General features: G+C 42.9%; 18 protein-coding genes. 4 read left to right on the forward strand and 14 right to left on the reverse strand.

Annotated features, from left to right (window positions below; translation table 11 throughout):
• Positions 1–159: 159 nt before the first annotated feature.
• A complete protein-coding gene (locus FFM74_RS09625) occupies positions 160–642 on the forward strand; it encodes a Fur family transcriptional regulator (RefSeq protein ID WP_137626421.1) in 483 nt (160 codons plus the stop codon).
• Positions 643–675: 33 nt separating this feature from the next.
• Here FFM74_RS09625 and FFM74_RS09630 read toward each other — a convergent pair whose 3' ends face one another.
• Entirely contained in the window at positions 676–909 is a 234-nt protein-coding gene (locus FFM74_RS09630) for a PLD nuclease N-terminal domain-containing protein (RefSeq protein ID WP_137626422.1), read from the reverse strand.
• A 64-nt stretch (positions 910–973) separates the two neighbouring features.
• The gene (locus tag FFM74_RS09635) at positions 974–1,819 is read right to left on the reverse strand and encodes a metallophosphoesterase family protein (protein WP_137626423.1); all 846 of its coding nucleotides are present in this window, start codon (positions 1,817–1,819) and stop codon (positions 974–976) included.
• A 171-nt stretch (positions 1,820–1,990) separates the two neighbouring features.
• Between FFM74_RS09635 and FFM74_RS09640 the strand changes: the two genes are divergently transcribed.
• Positions 1,991–2,542: a GNAT family N-acetyltransferase gene (locus FFM74_RS09640; RefSeq protein WP_137626424.1), complete on the forward strand. Its 552-nt coding sequence runs from the start codon at positions 1,991–1,993 to the stop codon at positions 2,540–2,542.
• A gap of 577 nt (positions 2,543–3,119) precedes the next feature.
• On the opposite strand, the gene FFM74_RS09645 is transcribed toward FFM74_RS09640, so the two are convergent.
• The 3 genes from FFM74_RS09645 to FFM74_RS09655 all read right to left on the reverse strand — a co-directional run bounded on the left by FFM74_RS09645 (position 3,120) and on the right by FFM74_RS09655 (position 5,297).
• Complete coding sequence (locus tag FFM74_RS09645; RefSeq protein WP_137626425.1) at positions 3,120–3,539, reverse strand: CidA/LrgA family protein; 420 nt, start codon at positions 3,537–3,539, stop codon at positions 3,120–3,122.
• A 9-nt stretch (positions 3,540–3,548) separates the two neighbouring features.
• Positions 3,549–4,277 carry an LrgB family protein gene (locus FFM74_RS09650; protein ID WP_137626426.1) on the reverse strand — a complete coding sequence of 243 codons (729 nt, stop codon included), beginning with the start codon at positions 4,275–4,277 and terminating at the stop codon, positions 3,549–3,551.
• A gap of 180 nt (positions 4,278–4,457) precedes the next feature.
• Positions 4,458–5,297, reverse strand: a complete 840-nt coding sequence (locus tag FFM74_RS09655; RefSeq protein ID WP_137626427.1) for a DegV family protein — start codon at positions 5,295–5,297, stop codon at positions 4,458–4,460.
• A gap of 1,850 nt (positions 5,298–7,147) precedes the next feature.
• On the opposite strand from FFM74_RS09655, the gene FFM74_RS09660 reads away from it, so the two are divergent.
• A complete protein-coding gene (locus tag FFM74_RS09660) occupies positions 7,148–8,083 on the forward strand; it encodes an alpha/beta hydrolase (RefSeq protein WP_137626428.1) in 936 nt (311 codons plus the stop codon).
• A gap of 99 nt (positions 8,084–8,182) precedes the next feature.
• Here the strand turns inward: FFM74_RS09660 and FFM74_RS09665 are convergent, their stop codons facing one another.
• The 9 genes from FFM74_RS09665 to FFM74_RS09705 form a co-directional block, all read right to left on the reverse strand.
• Positions 8,183–9,589 (reverse strand): DHA2 family efflux MFS transporter permease subunit, encoded by a 1,407-nt coding sequence (locus tag FFM74_RS09665; RefSeq protein ID WP_137626429.1) that lies wholly within the window; start codon positions 9,587–9,589, stop codon positions 8,183–8,185.
• 65 nt (positions 9,590–9,654) lie between these two features.
• The gene (locus FFM74_RS09670) at positions 9,655–10,101 is read right to left on the reverse strand and encodes a MarR family winged helix-turn-helix transcriptional regulator (protein ID WP_137626430.1); all 447 of its coding nucleotides are present in this window, start codon (positions 10,099–10,101) and stop codon (positions 9,655–9,657) included.
• Between the two features lie 105 nt (positions 10,102–10,206).
• Positions 10,207–11,319, reverse strand: a complete 1,113-nt coding sequence (locus FFM74_RS09675; protein ID WP_137626431.1) for a glycerate kinase — start codon at positions 11,317–11,319, stop codon at positions 10,207–10,209.
• Positions 11,320–11,332: 13 nt separating this feature from the next.
• On the reverse strand, positions 11,333–11,695 hold the full coding sequence (locus FFM74_RS09680; protein ID WP_137626432.1) for a hypothetical protein: 363 nt from the start codon (positions 11,693–11,695) through the stop codon (positions 11,333–11,335).
• Positions 11,696–11,914: 219 nt separating this feature from the next.
• Positions 11,915–14,521: a glycoside hydrolase family 38 N-terminal domain-containing protein gene (locus FFM74_RS09685; protein WP_223877212.1), complete on the reverse strand. Its 2,607-nt coding sequence runs from the start codon at positions 14,519–14,521 to the stop codon at positions 11,915–11,917.
• A 17-nt stretch (positions 14,522–14,538) separates the two neighbouring features.
• A complete protein-coding gene (gene mngA, locus FFM74_RS09690) occupies positions 14,539–16,449 on the reverse strand; it encodes a PTS 2-O-a-mannosyl-D-glycerate transporter subunit IIABC (RefSeq protein ID WP_137626433.1) in 1,911 nt (636 codons plus the stop codon).
• Positions 16,450–16,570: 121 nt separating this feature from the next.
• The gene (locus FFM74_RS09695) at positions 16,571–17,302 is read right to left on the reverse strand and encodes a MurR/RpiR family transcriptional regulator (protein WP_171000708.1); all 732 of its coding nucleotides are present in this window, start codon (positions 17,300–17,302) and stop codon (positions 16,571–16,573) included.
• 121 nt (positions 17,303–17,423) lie between these two features.
• Complete coding sequence (locus FFM74_RS09700; protein ID WP_137626435.1) at positions 17,424–18,602, reverse strand: trans-sulfuration enzyme family protein; 1,179 nt, start codon at positions 18,600–18,602, stop codon at positions 17,424–17,426.
• A 12-nt stretch (positions 18,603–18,614) separates the two neighbouring features.
• Positions 18,615–19,922 carry a PTS sugar transporter subunit IIC gene (locus tag FFM74_RS09705; protein ID WP_137626436.1) on the reverse strand — a complete coding sequence of 436 codons (1,308 nt, stop codon included), beginning with the start codon at positions 19,920–19,922 and terminating at the stop codon, positions 18,615–18,617.
• 146 nt (positions 19,923–20,068) lie between these two features.
• Here FFM74_RS09705 and FFM74_RS09710 point away from each other — a divergent pair, with 146 nt between their 5' ends.
• Positions 20,069–20,917: a MurR/RpiR family transcriptional regulator gene (locus tag FFM74_RS09710; protein WP_137626437.1), complete on the forward strand. Its 849-nt coding sequence runs from the start codon at positions 20,069–20,071 to the stop codon at positions 20,915–20,917.
• Positions 20,918–20,933 lie beyond the last annotated feature (16 nt).

Raw genomic sequence — 20,933 nt, forward strand, 5'->3', positions numbered from 1 at the left:
GTCGTTGATTAAAGTATAGGTCTCCATGGCCTATTTGTTTACTTTACTTGGTGTTGCACTTCAATTTTAAATCCGGGTATTAATAACGTTTCTAAATTGGAATCCTTCTAATAAGTGTGGTTTAATAGGGGTGAATCTTAGTAAAGGAGGAACCGCGTCGTGGCAGAAGATATGTTAACGCAAGCCTTACAACAATTAAAGGATCACAAAATCCGGGTAACGCCACAACGTCAGATTATTCTGACTTACCTCGTTACTCATCATAATCATCCTTCGGTGGAAACCATCTATCAGTCTTTGGCCTCTCAACTGCCTAACTTAAGTTTGGCGACGGTTTATAACACCTTGAAGCTGTTCGTTGATTTAGGGATTGTCATTGAATTGCAGAACGGCGATGCTGGGACCCACTATGATTTCTTTGGACGGCCCCACTACCATGTCGTTTGTGAAAACTGCGGTAAAATTACCGATGTTTTTGAACCAGACTTAAGTGGGATTGATGAAACGGCAGCCAAACTTTCTGGCTATTTAGTAACTGGTCACAACATGGAAGTCTATGGCTTATGCCCTGAGTGTCAAGCAAAGCTTGGCATCACCCATAAGAGCGAGTTACAACGATTAAATTTAAGTCATGCTGAATAACAAAAAGTCGACCATCGCTGGCCGACTTTTTTATTATTCACGGGACTGACCAAACATAAAGTATAGCCATGGCCCAATTGGTTGTACAAAAGCTAATAAAAGCCAACCAATTTTATGACCGCGTCGAAGTGATTTCGCCCGGATAATATCCGTAATCGCAATACTAGATGCAACGAACTCGAATGCTGCAACCGGCGCAATCTGTTGGCGAACCCGTCGTGATAATTTCGGATGCCGTTCATGGTGCAAGTGACAATGTTTTAACATTTCAAAAGCCCCCTTAGTCGTTTGTCCTCATTATACGCGGTTCGTCATGTAAACGCTAACAGTGTTATAAATTTGCTGGTCGCTTAGTTAAAAAGCGTGTGGATGGAATCGGTAAGCTATCTAACACGGCAGCTTGCTGCAATAGCTGGCGCACGGTCACCCCAACTTGACCACGATCGACCGTAATAATTTGATAACTACTACTTTCTCGAATTTCATGTAATTGTGGATCGGTACAATCAATGTCAAATGATGCCGAACCGGCAACCACATTCAAAATGCCATCACCATTCAAGTAACTGGTTGGAAAATGAACGTGACCTGAAAAAATGCCCCCGATATTATGACCACGCAGAACCGATAATAATTCTGGCGTATTTTGTAAAATTGCATAGTGCATGTTTTCCATTGGTGCCCCATCTAAGGGGTGATGCAAAAACAGAAAAGCACGTTTAGTCGGGGCCTGGCGCAGATGCTTGCCTAACCATTGCAGCTGGGCCGTTGGCAACCACCCGGCTTCAAAGCCCTCAATTTTCGAATCCAAGAAATAAAAATCATTATTTCCAAGCCGCATCCGACTCGCATAATACGGTCCTGGATCAGCTGGCAAATAGCCTTCATAAAATGCCGCACGCGTATCGTGATTGCCCAAAATCACTCGCACATGACAATTAAATTCATCCTTCATCATATGCACGACGCCGTGCAAACGTTGGTAATCATCCGCACTACCACTATGGATTAAATCACCCGTAAATACGATTAAATCTGGCTGGTAAGGTAAAGTCCGAATATCCTGAATGATGGCCGTCAGTTTCATCCAGGGATCAATGGTCTGATGATGAGCTGGCAGTTGACCGTGGGGCGTCAAATGCGTATCCGAAATCTGAATTATATGCAACCGTTGCATTCTATCACTTCTTTACACTAATATTCACCAAATGGTTAACCCTAGCATACTGATTGGACGTAAATTTTAGACAAGTTAATGTGTAAAATAAATGTAAACATTTCGTTAGTAGTGCTTTTGGTTCTAGTGAGCTATGATAAAGATATTAGTTTAACAAGAGAGGAACTTATTTTGAAAAACATTTTAGCTGGGCCACGACTCACACTGTCAGTGCCACGACCAGAAGACTTTGATGAGATCAGTGATTGGTATACCGAAGGCAATTTTTTGCGCAACTTAGATACGGCTCCCGCACGACCACTGTCCGGCGAGGCTTTGGAACAAACTTATCGTAATCTGGACCAAAACACTGAGTATTATTTCCATGTCCGTACTCAAGAAGATGACCGCCTGATTGGTTTTGTCACGCTTTATAATATCGACTGGTCAAATCAAATTTCTCAGCTGGCGATTGCCATTGGTGATCCGGCTGATCGCGGTCACGGCTATGGCACTGAAGCCTTAAATCTAATGCTCAATTATGGTTTCAACGAATTAAACTTGTATAAAGTTTGTTTGGACGTCATCGCAACTAACCATGCTGCGATTGCCGTTTACCAAAATAGTGGCTTTGAATTTGAAGGGACGAATAAGCTTGCCGTCAAGCGGGACGGGGCCCGCTATGACCTCTACAGCATGGGATTATTCGCCTCAGATTTTCAGCCACGGATTAAATTAGACTAATCTACCAGCGCAATTAGTTGCAGCCGGTAGCGTTTGCAATTATAATAGTCGCAGATTGATAGAAAGCGATTAACTGACTATCGATCATTAATATTCTTTAGTTTTTAGATTGTAACCGGTGTTGCTGCCATAATACCGATTACTAATCACTTTCATTCATAGACTCCCCCAAGTCTTATGAATGGGGTTCATCAAAGCCCCCACTTTGATGTTTCCTACTCCTTGACCACTGCATCCATGATGTGGTGGCTTTTTTTGTGCAGAGTGTGAGGTCAACCGGGTGAGAGTGAGCATTGCCTAGCACAGTCAATGACTCGGTGCTTTCCCGAGTGCTTGACTGTGCGTAGCAAGCGGAACTCTCAGGTTGGCTGAACACGTTTCGACTATCAAAATACCCCCCAAAAACAATTACTCGGCGGTCTTTCCGAGTGGTTGGATGGTGTAGCAAGCGGAGGAAGCTGCCCGAGCAAGCACGTTTCGACTATAAAAATATCCCCCAAAAACAAATTAAATCCGACTGGTGCTTGATCTACCAAAAACGGTAAATCCAACACCACCCGGACCTAATAACAGCTTACTAATCTTCTTCAACTTCAACTGTCCGTCGTTGCTGACGCGCAATCACAGCTTCCTTAACTTTAATCAATATCCATGAAATCCCAGCCGTGAAAAGTAACAACATCAAGGTCGACATCACGACCACGATAATGATCTGCACGCCTTCTGCTTTCAGCACATCTAACTTCGTGACTAAAGCCACCCCAGACGGAATAAAAATCAAGCTAATAATCTGGACAAAGAAGTTGCTCACGCCTTCCACTTGTTCCAATTTCACAATTTTCAACGTTAATAAGACGTATAACAGAATCATCCCAATTAAGGCTGGTGGCATCGGAAAGCCTGGCCAAATCTGATTAACCAGTTCAGAAATCAAACTACTAACGAGCAGAATCACACCATAAATCATAATTTGCTTAATAAATTTTGCTTTTTTCATAGACAACTCCTATCCTAAACCAACCAAATGGGCAAAACTTGGGACCATGAAGTTCACTAAGATTCCAGCAATCACAAACGCAATCGCGCCAGTTGCCCCGGCCGCTTCACTGACTTCAATCGCTTTTGTCGCACCCACGGCATTGCCAGCAATCCCGAAGCCTAATCCGGCACCCAATGGATTCTTGTGCAATTTAAACCACCGAATAAAGTGGTCGCCAAGGGCATAAATTAAGACTGAGTTTAAAATGACCGCAAAGGCTGCAATCGCTTGATCGCCACCAACTGACTCGGCGACTGGTAAAGCAATGGCCGTCGTCGCTGCTTGAACCAACATGGCGCCTAATGCCGCATCCGTCAGTCCCATCAAGCGTGACACGCCATAAATGCCAAACAACGATAACAGTAACCCGAGAAAAAGGGCAACTAAAATCACATCCCAGTGTTTCTTAAAAATATCATTTCGCTTATACAGTGGTACCGCAAAGGAAACAGTCGCGGGGGCGACAAACCAAAATAACCAGTCGCCACCAATCTGATACGCTTGATAAACTTTGTGCAACGGTGCTTTGAGGGCCGACGCAATCAATACCAGCAAACCAATCCCGAGCAACATTCCAAAAAATAATGGTTGGAATAATACAAAACGATTCGTCTTATGATACAAATACTCGCCAATCCCATAAACTAGCACGGTCAGGCCGATACCAAAAAATGGATTATTGAGAAGATATGCCAAAAAATTTCCTACTTTCTTTTGAGGGAAAAAGTGTCAAAAAAATAGCGCACCCATCCGGGTCTAGTCATCATTAAAATGGTGGTTAGGCTCAGAACAGTGCGCCAACACGGCTCTAAAAATATGTTATTTTAATTATAGCAAACTAACGGACAAAATGATATATTTTTGTTCAATAAGTTTTCAATCTACGACATAAAGCATCAAAGCGTACGCTCCGACACCCGTGTGTGTTGCAATGATTGGACTCGTCCGTTCGACCAACAGCTCCGCTTGGGGCGCAACTTTCATCATCAACGCATGTGGTGCCGCCGCAACCTCATCATCACCAACATAGGAAATTCCCGCGGATTCAACGCGGGTCACGTCTGCGAGTTCATTTAATATTTGGGTCTGGGCTTTAATCAAGGCCTTTTTACCGCGCCCGCGAGTATATAATTTCAACTTGCCATCAACGAGTTCAAACACAAATTTTAACTTAATAAGATTGGTCACGACACCGGCAATCTTAGGAACCCGTCCACCTTTAACTAGATTGTCGAGCGTATCAACAAATAAATAGACATGGGTCTGTCGCCGAATCACGTCAATTTTTGCTAGAATCGTCGCTAAATCAGCACCGGCATGTGCCATCCGTGCCGCGGTTAAGACTTGAAATGCCATTCCGCGATCAGCCGATTGTGAATCAACCACTGTCACGTCGCCACTGGCTAATTGTGCCGCTTGCCGCGCCGCGTTAACCGTCCCGCTCAAAGTTTCCGTAATATGTAACGACAGCACTTGACTCCCATCAGCGGTTAGCTCGTCGTAAAGCGTGACAAACGCCCCGATTGGCGGCTGACTCGTTGTTGGCAACAAGTCACTTGCTGCCATTTGGCGATCGAAGTCTGCTCGTGAAACCGTCGTATCTGGGACCAATTCGCCACCAAAACCGACTAGTAGCGGCAAAATTTGGATATCATATTGTTCAATTTCAGCTGAGGTTAATTGAACCGAAGAATCTGTTACGATTTTGATGCTCATTTTAAGTCACACTTTCCTGTTGTTTTGCCAGCAATTATAGCATGTCGCAAGGGACAATCCAGTCAAAAGGCCGCCAATACAACGTTTAGGAGTTATCATAACGAAATAATTCCGGTCACTTGGTTATAAACTTTGTAAAAACAGTTAATTGTTCAAGTCAAAGTCATGGGATTAGTACGGTCACATCACAAATTCTTCACTAACCGCCGTTATACTATGTTCATAGTCATTAAGGAATTCCCCGTTTCTTAATAACCACTAACTTAAAATTCAATTACCTCCCCCGAAAGTAATGAATTGATGTGTAGACAACCTAATTTCTTCCCTTTTTCCACCGTATTCCCCGATACGGTGGTTTTTTTATTGTAGAGTGAAAGAATCAACGGGTTGCTGATGAGCATTGCCTAGCCATCCAATTACTCGGTGCTTCCCCGAGTGGTTGGATGGCGTCCCAAGCGGAATCAGCAGTTGATTTTTTCACGTTTCGACTATAAATCTAAGTAATCAATTATTCGGTGAATTTCCGAATGGTTGTTCTAGCGTCCCAAGCGGAGTCCCCAGCTTTGCCGAACACGTTTCGACTATATTAGTAAAAGCGTCAATTACTCGGTGTTTTTCCGAGTGGTTGGATAGCGTCCCAAGCGGAATCAGCAGTTGATTTTTTCACGTTTCGACTATAAAACTAATCCCAAAGCCACCAAACCCGTTCACAAAACCGATTTTCTTTCAAGCAAGGATCATAGTTTCAGCTTTCCGGTATCACACTTTCTTCACGACTCCCCGCTATACTGTGTTCATAGTCATTAAGGAACTCCCCATTCCTTAGTGATCACTAACTTAATTCAATTACCACTCCAAGTAATGAATTCAGGCAAAACAACCTAACTTAATTTACTTCCCTTTTTGCCACCGTATTTCCCCGATACGATGGTTTTTTATTGCCCTGCTTCTAATTAATTTGCGCGACCCTAATTAGGCATCAGCAATTTGATCATTTTATCGTTATGAGAAGCTGTGTCTGACATCAGTATGACAACGAAAATTAGCCCATCTAATCCCCGTATTAAGCGGCTATCGCAACAATGATTAGTCCCTTAACAAAGGCTTAGTGAATTCTTCACGACATTGAACGGATTCGGTCACATATTCTTCACACGGTCTGGTTATGATAGCATCATAGCAATTGAGGAACACCTCAACGAGCTATAAAACAACCTAAAATTTTTCATTTACTCCTCCAAAGTAATGAAATTCATAGTGACATGTGACTCCCCATCACATGTCTCCCTACTCCTTTTTCCACCGTATTCCCCGATACGGTGGTTTTTTATTGCAGAGTGTTCGACAAAGCGGGTTGGGGACGAGCATTGCCTAGCTAGGACAATTATTCGGTGGGTTTCCGAATAGTTGTCTTAGCGTAGCAAGCGGAGGCCCCAGCTTTGTTGAACACGTTTCGACTATAAAACTAAGTAATCAATTATTCGCCGACTTCCCGAATGGTTGTCCTAGCGTCTCAAACTCAGTCAACCGCATCTCATCACCAACAACGCACACTCAACAAACAAAATAGTCACGATGCTTACCTTTTAACTGTCAAACGGGTATACTAATAATATGGTGATTGAACTTGTCACTCGATCGCCATATCTTTTTCATTTACTCCTCCAAAGTTAATGAAAAAAGTCTCGCTGGGCACTCAAACCTAACGAAACGAACTACTCCTTTTGCCGTCGCGTAAAGCGATGGTTTTTTATTTTCTATCTGCAATACGCTGATTATTTTCAGAAAAGTTGCAATCATAAATCAACAGGTAGTATCATAGCCAAGTAAGAACTTAAGGAGTTGATTAGATGAAAAAACGGAGTTGGGTCGCCGCTTTAGGGACCCCCATCGCCTTATTTTCAGCAACATTAATCGCGAGCGAAAAGCTTTATAGCTTTGCTTTCAAACGGGTTGATTATGTCCCAGAAACTTCTGCGGACAAACAAAAATACGCTGATGCTTATTGGTCATATGTGAAGTGGCTTCATCAGCAGCCCATTCAAACCTGGCAACTCGACAGTGATACTGACAGTCACTTAGTTGCCAAATACGTGCCGGCTTCAAATACGAGTCGCCGAACAGTGATCGTCTCGCACGGCTATAAAGGTGACGGCGAAACGATGGCCAACTATGCTTATATGTTTCATAACATGGGCTATAACGTGCTCTTACCAGATGACCGCGGTCACGGTCAAAGTACCGGCAAATATATTAGCTTTGGCTGGCAAGATCGTCGTGACTATTTAGGTTGGGTCAATCAAGTCATCGAAGCAACCGGACCTCAGGCAGAAATTGTGCTCTTTGGCGTCAGCATGGGCGGTGCGACGGTTGAAATGATGAGTGGTGAAGCGTTGCCCCCTCAAGTCAAAGCAATTATTGCCGACTGTGGCTATACAAGCGTTGAAGAAGAACTCGCCTACTTACTCAAACGCCAATTTCACTTACCTAAGTATCCATTTGTCCCAATCGTCAGCTTTATCAACCGACACCGCATGGGGTACTTTTTGAGCGATGTGAGTTCAGTTGAACAACTTCGCCATAACAAGTTACCAATTTTCTTCATTCACGGTGAAAAAGATGTCTACGTCCCAAGTTGGATGCTGAAAAAGAATTATCAGGCCGCTGCTGGTCCCAAGTCGATGTGGCAAGTTCCCAACGCGACTCATGCCGAAAGCTTCTGGATTGGCCCGGCCGAATATGAAAAACATGTCGCCGCATTTCTAAAACGTTACTTAACTGATTAAAAAAACACCCATCTTTTCCGGCACAACTGCCATGAAAAGATGGGTGTTTTAGTCGTTATTAAAACTTGAAACAACCTTACGCAAATTTGGAAGTAGTCATCAGTTGGCTGTGACTTTTTTATTTTTCAGCCAAAATGATAAAACGAACCCTAGGAGTGCCATCAGAAAGGCCATTAGGAAAGAGAACCAGTAGCCGTGATTTAATTGATTGACGGTCGATAAGTGCTGACTCGCACCACTTTGCGTGCCAAAGGCGACCATCATCATCAGAAGTGCCGTTCCTAATGATCCCGCAATTTGCCGGACTGTCGATGAAGCCGCATTGCCATGAACGGAAAGCCCGCTTGGTAAGGCATTAAGTCCCTCGGTAAAGGTTGGCATCATCACCGTGGCGACCCCCACAATTCGGAACGCGTAGGCCCCAGCCACTAAACCTAAATTAGTGTGCGGCGTAAAGAATAGCATCGGAAAAGTCCCAACAGCAATGATGGCGAAACCGACTAATGCGATTGGTTTGATCCCAAAACGGTCATATAGTTTACCAGCAATCGGGCTAATCAACCCTTCTAACAAAGCCCCCGGTAATAACAGTAAGCCCGAAGTTAGCGCCGACAACCCTTGTACCCGTTGCAAATACAGTGGCAAAACCAATTCCACCCCCAACAACGCAATGTTGCTCAGCGCACTTAGAATGGTCGTTAAACTAAAGGTCCAGTTTTTGAAAACACTTAAATTAATCAATGGTTGGGCTATCGTTAATTGTCGACGAACAAATAATACAAGGACAATTAGCCCCACCAACAACCACAAGATGCTCCCAGTACTAATGCCACCAACATTTCCCATCATCGAAAAACTATATAGTAAAGCGGCAAAACCAACCGAAGATTCCGTGATTGATAGCCAATCAACCTGCACATTTTCTGGCGTCATGACTGGCCGTACCCACATGACTGCGGCAACAATTAAAATAACAACCAATGGAATCAAGACGCCTGAGAGCCAAGCTAACCCCCAAGTATCAATCACCCAGCCACCCACTGTTGGTCCAAGTGCCGGACCAAAAGCAACGACTAACCCAATCACACCCATCACGGTGCCACGAGATTTTTCTGGGTAGAGCACTAAAACAACATTTTGAATCAGTGGAATCATTGATCCGGCTGCGACTGCTTGAACCAATCGTCCTGCTAGTAGCCACCAAAAGTTTGTGGCGAAAAAGCCAAATAAACAACCGACCAAAAAGACGACGGCCAAGGTTAGAAATGTGCGCTGGGTGTTAAACCGATGGAAGACCCAGGCAGAAATCGGAATCATTAATCCCGCGACCAACTGGTAACCAGTACTAACCCATTGGGCCGTTGATTGGCTGACCGCAAAAGTTTTAATAATGGTTGGTAACGCATTGTTGAAAAAAGTTTCAGTCAGTAACATTGTAAACGCGCCGATGAGTAAAACCGCTAACATGCGATTGCGTTTTGCTTTATTTGACTCAATTGTAATCATAAAATCCCGCCTTTTTAGTGTAGTTAGCTACACTTTGTTTTAAAAAATAAAGCCTCGTTTTGAGGCTAACTCATGTTTTGAATCATTCGCATCAGTAATTGCTGTAACGTGGCCTGCTCCGCCGTGCTCAGCCCATTAACCATCTGGGACTCAACCCCAGCAACTTGTGCTTTGAGTTGTTCAAAATTAGTTTTCATCAAGTCTTGCCCGGTCGCCGTTAACCTGAGCACAATTTGACGTTGATCGGCTGCTTGTGAGGTCGTCTGAACCAATCCAGTCGCTACTAACCGTTTGACAATGCCACGAGTGGTCGGATGGCTTAACTTTAACGCAACTTCAACTTGTTTTTGGGTGATTGGCGCCCGCTGCTGAACCAACGATAAGACCGCCACCTGCGTGCCAGTCAACGACAGACCGAGTTGTTTAAGGCCATTATTCATCGCCTTTTCAACTAAAATGTTCAGGACTTTCAATTGTTGACCTAAACTGTCTAAGAAAAAATCAGTTGCCATTTGAACAACTCCTTTCAATAGTGTAGTATGCTACAGTATTTTAAACTTGTCAACAAAAAAATACCTGGTCGGCAACTTATTCAGTCGCAATCCAGGTATTCTGATTTAGCGAGACGTTAAAATCCGTGCGAGCCGATCCGCCATTTTTGCCAAATTCGTGGGACCTTTTGCCATGGCTTCCGCTAACGTGGACACATGGTCAACTATCGGGAGCACTGCCGTGACGCCATGTTCTGAAAAAGCTTGGTTACGCCCTTTTTGATTTCCAATCAACAAATAGCAAGTTTTACCGGCCTGTCGTGCCAGTTCACTAATCTGAATTGGCACTTTTCCCATAAAACTCTGATCATCAACTTGGCCTTCGCCAGAAATAACAAAATCAGCATGCTGAACCAGCTTAGCCAACTGACTAATTTCGGCAATAAGTTTAAAGCCAGATTTCACTTGTGCGCCCAAGAAATAGCGCAAGGCAAACCCGATCCCACCAGCCGCGCCATCCCCGAGATGGTCACTCACTTGACCGGTTGCAACTTGCATGTAATGCTGCATCGCTTGATCATAATTAGCAATTTCAGTCGTTGCCAAGCCCTTCTGGGGCCCAAAAATTGTGGCCGCCCCAGTTGGTCCTGTTAGCGGATTCGTCACATCCGAGGCATTAATAAAAGTCACCTCAGCCAATTCTGGCAACACTGCGTCAGTCTTAATCGTCGCAACTTGACCCAAATCGGCCCCAACCATCATCAACTCCCGCTGCTGGTCATCGTAGAAGCGATAACCAAGCGCGCGTAAAATTCCGGTCCCACCGTCAACCGTGCCACTGCCACCCAAACCAATCACAAGTTGTTGGGCACCTCGTTCGATGGCCGCCTTGATCAGTAATCCGGTGCCATAAGTATTTGTATTGGCTGGCACCAAGCCATCATCGAGAAATTGAATTCCTGATGCCGCGGCAACCTCAATAATCGCCAATTTCTTAGCTTCAAAGTAGCCATAGGTTCCTTGAATAGGTCGTTGTGCCAAATCAACCGTCGGCACAGTAATCAGTTCACCACCCGGTTGATTGGCTAGAAAGGCGGCGACCGTGCCTTCACCACCATCCGCAATCGCAATTTGCTGTGACTGAATGCCATGTGCGGCAAATGCCGTCGCAACCAGCTGATTAGCTTGAATACTGGTCATTGAATTTTTAAAAGAATCAATTGCAATTAGTGCTTGCATCCTCATAACCTTCTTATTTTTTAAGTTGCTGAATTTTTAACGTTTGGGTTGCATCAATTATTGGGACTAATTGAAAATCCTTGGCGACAGTTTGCATCACGTACGTGCCGGCATAGTAGCCGTCCTGAATCACAAGATCATCATCGTCATTAAAGTAGTAACGCCAATGTTGTGACCGGCGTTGCTGGTCGGTAACGATGACCTGATGATCTGTAAACTTGGCAACCCCAATCAATGTCTGTTTCGGCGTCACAAGTGATAGCCGCCATGGTGTGCTTTTTAAGCGCGCTGGATTACGTTGCTCGCAAGCGGTCAAACTCCCCATTAACAACCCCAGTGCCAACAGCCACGCTAATTGACGCATTATTTTTCGCATGTGGTTAACTCCCCCTATAACCACTAGTATATGATACGCCCGATATTCAGAAATTAATCACACAAAAAGGCCTTAATTCACGGCATTACCGTTTAATTAAGACCTTCGACCGCATACCATCAGTAGCAACTGAAGGCTCCTGCCGCTAACTAATCTGTCTGCGCCCAATTGTTAATGGAACGAACCTCTTTCTAGAAAATTTCAGGTTCATCACTGTTATTAATTATTAAGTTCAATGGTTCTGACTGAATTTGGTTTCACAGCCAAACCTAAATCGCTTGGTCGCTCATCTAGACCAAGCACCTGTTTAACTGTTGCTCCGGCCATTTTTATTGAATCGGTGGCTTGAGTTTGATTATAGACCCGTACAAGCACCGCTGCACGATTCTCGGCCATTTTAACGGTACTCAGTGTCAAGTTATCCGTCATTAATTCAAATAAGCTGTAGCTCGCTGGCAACTGCTGAGTAGGTAAATTCATATGCATTGCGACATTAGGAATTTGATTATACGTCGTAACCGGGGTAAGAAACGCTTTAGCTAGACGAGCAATTCCCATCGTTTGATTATTTCCAAAAAACAGCCCATACGTCAGACTAAACTTGCCATGACATTGTGAATCCGGCGTTGGCGCATTAATTCCGGATGGTCGCCCAGGACGGCGTACTAAGTTAGCTTTGCCTAAAACACCGACACCACGAAACAGTGTAATGGCTAGTGTAACATTAGTCTCATCTAGTGCTTCATATTCACGAGAACTATTGGTAATGATGCCGACTTGATGATCAGAATCACTAACTGAAACGTGCGATAGAAATGGGAAAATAGCATCGGGGCGTTCATCCCATTTTTCTTTTTGCCAGACTGCTAAAGCAGTGTGATCGACTACTGGCCGTTGAATGACCCCAAATTGATTGTCACTCGCAACCACTTTTGAGCTTAACTGCGTTGGTACTAGGAGTCGCACGCGTAAATCATCTGCTTGATTGTCAACGGTCACTTTTAAGGCAATCACTGGTAAATCTGATTTCAAAGTGAGGTGAACGGATACTTTTAAACTCGTCGTTAATGCAAGATCGGCTGCTTGCCAAGCCACTAAATTTTGTGGCACTAATAGCTGATAGCTTAGAATCAATTGACTGGAATCAGTTGCAATTAATGACTCTACCGACAGTTTTTTATTAAGCTGGCTGGCATATAATTTGCGGTTATCCGCCAGGGGTGAGAAGTCATATTCATCACCATCATCAGCTTGAATTTCCAAGTCTAGGACTCGTTGATAAGTCGTTTGAGTGCGCTTGTCAACAACGGTTAGCGTCCCGTTATCATTTACTGTTAATTGATAATAATTATTTTCAATCATCGTTTGCGTCTCAGCCTGAACCACCGCTGGCAAAGTCTTCTGCACAGGAATCACGCCCAAGACTTCATACCCCATTGCTGGTAATTGGCGCTTAAATTGCAATTCGTATTCATAAAATGGCGTATAGTCGCCATGTGCCACAATTTGCCGATCAATTAAGCCAGGATCAATCGTCCGTCGATGCAAAATTTCAAAGGCAACCGGCGTCCCATCTTCAGCAATCAATTGGAATTGCGACAGTTTAGTGACAATCTTGGCTGTCACCACCCGGTCGCACTTTTTAGGCAAGAGGTTAAAAGCTGCCAGCTTTTCCGTCGCACCCGCTATTGTCACCGCCTCAGTCAGCTTACGTTGGTAATATTGAATCAACCGATCTGTTCGTTCTTCCGCACGGCGATAGCGTGCCAAAATTTCTTCATTAACAATATCTGAACAGCAAGCACCCATACTATCATGAGCATGATTCTTCATAATTTCTTTCCAGATCAATTCGATTAAACCATGTTCATATTGAAAGCCTAATTTAGCTGCAATTGTTGCCAGTGGTTCCAGTGTATTGGTCAACTTGTTTTCAATCCGTGTATTCATGACTTTTAAATCCATTCGGGTACTCTGAATACTACGGTGAACACGCTCGTTTTTGCCATCTAAAAATTCGCCGCTGATCACATCCGCGTCTTGATCTTGTTCAATTGCAGGGAAAACGTCCTCGTAACGTCCCAATTGAAAATGACGATCAGGGTAGAGCTGATTTAGCTGTGCAATTACCGCTTCAATATTTTGTTGAATTGGCATTTGGTCATGACCATTTGGTAAAACTGCTTGGCCAGTCGTCGAATACTGATCAAATTTGGCTAATAATGGCGTCAATCGTGCTTTCAATGCCACTGGGTCCGTCGGCAAATACTTGCCAGTCGCGTATCCTGCTGGTAACTGATTAACCGCGACTGTTGATCCGTCCGCCGATTGCCACTTGAATTGATTGGCATTGGTGCCTTTACGCTCTGATAAGCCACGCCAAAACATGGATCGTTTAATTCCGAATTGCGTTAAAATCATTGGCATTTGTGCGCTCTGACCAAACGAATCTGGGACATAACCAATCTTCATCGGCTGACCATAGCGCCGACTATCGGCCATCCCATATAACAAATTACGGGTAATTGCTTCGGCCCCAACCGCCATTTCATCAGTTTGGGTATACCAAGGTCCAACAATTAAACGGCCTTGTTTAACTAACTCTTTAAATCTTTCGGCACCTTCTGGATGCGCTGAGAGATAGTCCTCAATAATGACTGATTGACCATCCAAAACATAACTAGGATATTCTGGATGGTTTTCTAGCATGGTCATAATCTCTGGCATATTATTTAACAATAATACCTGCGACTCTTCAGTTGAAAAATACCATTCACGATCCCAATGCATATGCGGTACAACAAATATTTGTGTGACTTTCATCATCTAACAATCCTCTCCACTTACGCCTGTTTTGCTAACTTTTGTTTCCGAGTAACGATTAATAAAATTGTCGAAATTAACGCACCTAATAAAGCGGCACCCAGCCAAATCAAAGCATTACCAACTGCACCGACCCCATTTTGGAGTAAAAACATTGAGAAAATCCCAGCACCTGGAACGTTCAGCCCAATCTTAAAGAAGGCAACAATGCCGCCAGTCACAATGGAACCACCAATGAAGGACCCAATGACTCGAATCGGATCAGCCATCGCAAATGGAATCGCCCCTTCGGTAATGCCAGCTAGCCCTAAAATCCAAGTTTGATTGCCAATTTCGCGTTCTTCGGGAGTGAATAAATCTTTCCGTAACAAACAAGCGGCGGAAACTGAAAAGGCAGAAACCATTTTAACTGAGGCAAAAATACAATATGGCATAAAGTTACCATTCGCCATCGCACCTAAACAAAATGCGTATGCGGCCTTATTGACCGGACCACCCAAGTCAAAGGAAACCATCAAGCCTAAAATAGCTCCTAGCAAAATCGCGCTGGTACCAGCCATCCCGTTTAATAAGTTGACTAAGCCGGTATTCAGTAATGCCACTGGCTTTCCAACCACAAAGAGCATTAAAACACCAACAATTAATGACCCAATTACCGGATAAACCCAGAACGTGATAAAGCCTGAAAAGACACCCTCACTCTTGATATGGTTCTTCATCCATTTGATCAAATAACCGGCTAATAGCCCGGCTAACATCCCGCCTAAGAAACCACTGTTAATCATCGTTGCCGCTAAACCACCGGCAAATCCGGGACCAAGTGCTGGCTTATCTGCAATTGAATATGCCATATACGCTGAAAGTACTGGTACCATCAAGGTTCCTAGCATATTGCTGCCAAGTGCTTTTAATAGGAACAGCCAACTATTTTCGTGACCAGCTAAAGTTTGTAGGCCAAAAATTTGGGTAATCATTACCGCAATGGCGCCAATCATCCCACCAGCAATAATGATTGGAATAATGTACGAAATCCCAGTTAAGACCGAATCTTTAATTTCCGTACCAACTGATTTATGATCAGCCTCATCCGCAGTGGTAGCCGCCTGTGTTAATGACCCTGGAACATAAGTCACAGCTTTATCGAGGGCCTTTTGGATCACCTGATCGGCATGCTTCAACGGTTCTGCGACCGGAACATCAACAACCGGTAATCCTTTAAAACGATCAGTTTCTTTTAAGGCGACATCATGGGCATAAATAATTGCACTAGCTTCATTTACTTGTTGCATCGAAATTCGATCTTCAAGTCCTTTGGCACCCTGTTCTTCAACTTGAATCCGTAACCCCTGTTTAGCTGCGGACTTTTTCAGTGCCGCGGCGGCCATATAAGTGTGCGCAATTCCGGCGGCACAAGCTGTAATTGCTAAAATCAGTTTACCTTGCTGATTATTTGTCTGACTTTCGACTTGCACATTATTTTCACCTAGAATTGCCAACATTTTCTGTGCTGACTTAGCTTGTAATAGCCGTTGGCGATAATCAGCATCCGCTAACTGGGTTGAAAGCTGCGCCAACATATCCAAATGTTCGGCACCCTGATCACTAGCCGGAATCGCTAATAAGAAAATTAAGCGAACTTGATTATCCGGGGTCAAACTCTCATAGTCTGCCACTGGTGCCTGCGTTCTAACTACCGCAAAACTCGCGGCTAAAACCGTATCTGATTTGCCATGGGGAATTGCTAACCCATTTTCAAAACCAGTCACCGATTCTGCTTCCCGTTGATAAATCGCATCCAAGAAATCAGTCTCAGATTTGATTTTCCCTGCAACAAATAATTTGTGTGTTAAAAACTTGAACACATCAGCCTTGGTTGTTAGCTCTTGATCCAGTGAAATCAGATCTAATGATGTCGCTTTCGTTAAATCCATGACGCGCTACCTCCTAGTGAAATCCTTTGTTGCCTATACTATAAAACGGCAAAAGAAAGCGGATTCATTATCGCAAAAAAATATACTTGCTTCTAGTCACAAAGCAAGTATCTGTGTAAAATTACACAAATGTTTCTAAATAGCGATTTTGTAATGAATTTAGCACAATATATAATGGCACTTTGTCCGTTAAATTAACCCCAGCTTGTAATCGTTTCGGCGTGTAGCAATATAACGGAATTGTCGCAAATGCCGCGAGTGAATTCGTGCTCAAATGCGTCAAGCTAACCACAAATTGTTGATTATCCTGCGCAATTTTGGCCATTTTTAAAACCTGACTATTTTCTCCTGATAAACTAACCAAAATTACCAATAAATTCTTGGTATGAGCCAATTCATAAATCATCTGATTTTCGTACGTAAAAAAGATGGTTTTATGATTAAAAGCATTCATCGTACTTGTAAAATCTTCAACCGGATATGCGGTTTCCCCAACCGCAAACAAAACGACTTTGCTCGCCTTATTTAATTGTGCTGCGACTTGCGCCTCCCGTTCAGGATTAATTAACTGAAACGTTTTGCTTATCAGTCGTTTTTCGTCGATCTCATTTTCATTTTTAGCTTCTACTTGGCTAGCATGCTGCAACTCTACTTTTAACTCTGCATAACCACTGTAACCTAACTTTTTACATAACCGAGTAATGGTGTTCGGCACGGTATAGCAAAGTTGTGCCAACTTAGTCACCGAAAGCTGAGCCACTGTATCAGGATGACGCCGAATATAATCGGCTAAGGAATCTTCAGTATCCGATAACTTATATTGAACATTAATCAACCGTTCTTGAAAAAACATGCTTGTTCCCCCCAAGCCAAATGAACTTACTAAGTTGCATTGTACCATAGCCACCTTAGTCGCCATCAAAAGGCCCTAATTAATCGTTAAATTAAGGCCTTCGCTTTAAAAACAACTTTATTTATACGGCACCATAAGCTTTATCTAGAGCTTGCTTAATATCTGATAAAACAGTTGATGGGTCTTCTAGACCCAGATACATTCGAATATGTGAGACTGGTAACCCACGTTCCGCCAAGTTGGCCGCATTATTTCCCTTAAATGCTGGCAAGACTAGACTTTCAAAGCCACCCCAACTAACCCCAATTGACATGACTTCCAAGGCATCAACAAAGATTTTCAGTTTTTCAAAACTTTCATCTGTTAAATCAATTGCGAACAATGGCCCATAGCCACTTAAATACTTATCGGCTAGTTGCCGCTGGGTCTCGTTGGCAATATACGGGTGATAAATACGTTTAATTCTTTGATCCCCAGCTAAGCCATCCAATAGCATTGTAATGGCTTTCGACAAATGTTGCATTCTTACCGGTAGCGTTCGCAATCCTCGTAATGCTAACCATGAATTAAAGGGGCTACTAACTGCACCTAGTGATTGATGACCATGTTCAAAAATCGAGTCAACAACTGAGCGCTTGCCAATTACAGCTCCACCAACAATATCAGAATGTCCACCAATATATTTAGACAGTGAGTGAATGACGATATCAATTCCCGCTGCCAATGGGTGCTGAAAGATCGGTGAAGCCCAAGTGGCATCAATCACAGTGTAGATATGACGGACTTTGGCTAGATCGGCAATTGCCGACAGATTTAACAACTCAAATTTTTGTGATGATGGACTTTCAAAATAAATTATCTTGGTCGTCTCTTTTATGTTATTTTCAATATCTGACATAGTTTCGACATCGACACGATCCACTGAGACACCAAACTTACTCATATACTTTGCAAAAGCAACTGCTTCACCATAAACCGTATTGAGCATTAGAATATGGTCACCCGCACTTACTAGCGTAAACAATGTTGCCGAAATGGCTGCCATTCCTGAGGCAAAAACTTTGCATTGCTCGCCGCCTTCTAATTGAGCCAACTTCAACTCTAAACTCTTAGTTGTTGGATTACTTCCGCGAGTGTAAACGTAATGATTCTTTTCATCTTCACTGACACCGATAAAGTCTTCATAGTTAGCAAAGTAAAAAGATGAGGTTTGCACAATTGGCGCCGACATCGGCACATAAGTTTCATTTTGCATTTTATCCACTTCTGTGCAAATATTCATAAGATTTGATTCTTTCATTTACTTAGCCTCCTAAAAATCTACTTCTGATTCGTGCAACGCTTCTTTTTGATACTGAGCATCCAACGCTTTTACAAACGGATAGAATACAATTACTGCAACCAATACCGAAATAAATTGTGTTACAGCACCCTGCCATCCACCAACTAAGAAACCTGAAAAGATAAACGGCGTCGCCCACGGTGCCTGTACATTAGTAAACATTGGCATAAAACCAATTGACATTGATAGGTACGCAATCGCTACGGACAGAATTGGGGCAATCACAATCGGAATTAGAATTAATGGATTAAAAATAACAGGCAGGCCAAAAACTAGCGGCTCGTTAATGTTGAAAAATGCCGGGACAAATGAGACTTTAGTCATTGACTTCATCCGTGACGAACGACCGATGATAAACATCGAAATTGCCAACCCAATCGTACAACCGGCACCACCAATTGTTGCAAATTGATCTAACATTTGAACCGTACCAAAGTTACCAGTTTGCGTCGATAACTTGCCTAAGTCTGCTAAAGATTGGTTTTTATCGGCATTCGCATATAAAATTGGATAGATCATTGAATTAATAACTGTTGGATGAATCCCAAACCACCATAATAACCCATTGAGTCCTGCCACTAGAATAATCGCAAATGGTGATCCAATGATGCCCTGCAATGGTGCTTGAATAATGGTGTAGATCATTTGTGGGAACGATCCAGCAGCAATAATCCCCAGACCATTAATTAACAAGGCAACACATGCTAACAGGATTCCTGGAATCAATGCACTAAATGCCGCACTGACCATTGTTGGAACACTATCTGGCATTTTGATCATAATGTGTTTTTTAATACAGAAACGGGTGACTTCTACAGAAATAATTGACATAATAATAGCGGTAATCACACCTTGAGTACCAGTCCAAGTGAATGACAGTACATCCGGAATAATTTCCCCAGATTTGGCCGTAACCGTCTTGGGAATAACAATAACGTAGGCAACAATGCCTAAAATCATGGACATCAATTTATCCATTTTGTAACTTTCAGCTAGTTTATAAGACATTGTTCCGGCAAACATTAACCCCATCATGTTAAACGTCGCCCGATAAGCTGGTGAAATAAAACTAGTCCAATTTTTACCAAAAATTGAAGCCATCATTGCCGGATAACCAGCAACCGGAAAATCAGTTATTAGCATAAAGATTGACCCGATAATGGTTAATGGCATAATTGCAAAAAATCCATTTCGCAAGGCTTGAAAATATCGTAAATTAGTAATTTTGGCGACTCTTGGCACTAAAAAACGCTCAACCCAACTCGTTACTTGCTCCATTTTGATAACCTCCATTGCTTTTTTATTATCATAAGCGATAGGCTACAACGATGTAAACGCCCGCAAAAGCTTTAGTAACAATGTTTCATACTTATTATCACAATTAGTATTTTTGCTGACACTATGTTTTAGAAAGTGGTGAACGAATGAATTTAATCGACCGATTAAAGGCTCCCGCAAATTTCACATTTAACGAACAGCTGATTATTCAATATTTATTAGCTCATCCTGAAGATGCAGCCAATATGAGTATTTATGAATTAGCGAAACAAACTAGTTCATCAACTTCAACCATTGTCCGACTATGCAAAAAGTGTGGTCTAACTGGTTTTAAAACGTTCAAAGTTATCTTTGCTCGCGACTTAGAACGTTACTATCAACAAATTGATCACATTGACGTAAATACCCCATTCGAACAAAATGATTCCGATTTAATTATTGCTAAAAAGATCGCACAATTAACAACTGAAGCGGTCAATTTTGCCCAGAGTTCACTATCTAGTAAAGTCCTGAATCAGGTCACTTCAATCTTGTTGAAAGCTTCCAAAGTTTATGCCATCGGTGTCAGCGATAATTTCATTCGCTTACGTGACTTGCAGCTCAAACTTTTGCGCATTGGTTTTAGTCTTCAAATGGTAGATTTACAAGCTGAGCAATATCATCTAGCCCTTAATTCAAAACCAACTGAGGCTGCTTTGCTAGTCTCTTACAGCGGTCAAACCGCCGAAGTGGTGAATGATGCGAAAACTTTTCATCAAAACGGCACAGCTATTTTAGCAATTACAGGGAATGAAACAAGTCCATTAGCTAAGTACGCGACCGAAACTATCTTGCTTCCCCAACGAGAACATGCCCAATACCAAGTTTCCAATTTTTCTTCACAACTGGCAGTTGAATACATGTTAAATGTGCTTTATTCCTGTATTTTCAATCGTAACTTCGAGAAAAACTACGTGGGACAACAACCAACGCCAATCTCAAAATTTGAATTTTGATTAAAAAACTAAAAGT

It is taken from the genome of Lactiplantibacillus pingfangensis, assembly GCF_005404945.1.
Taxonomy (GTDB): Bacteria; Bacillota; Bacilli; order Lactobacillales; family Lactobacillaceae; genus Lactiplantibacillus; species Lactiplantibacillus pingfangensis.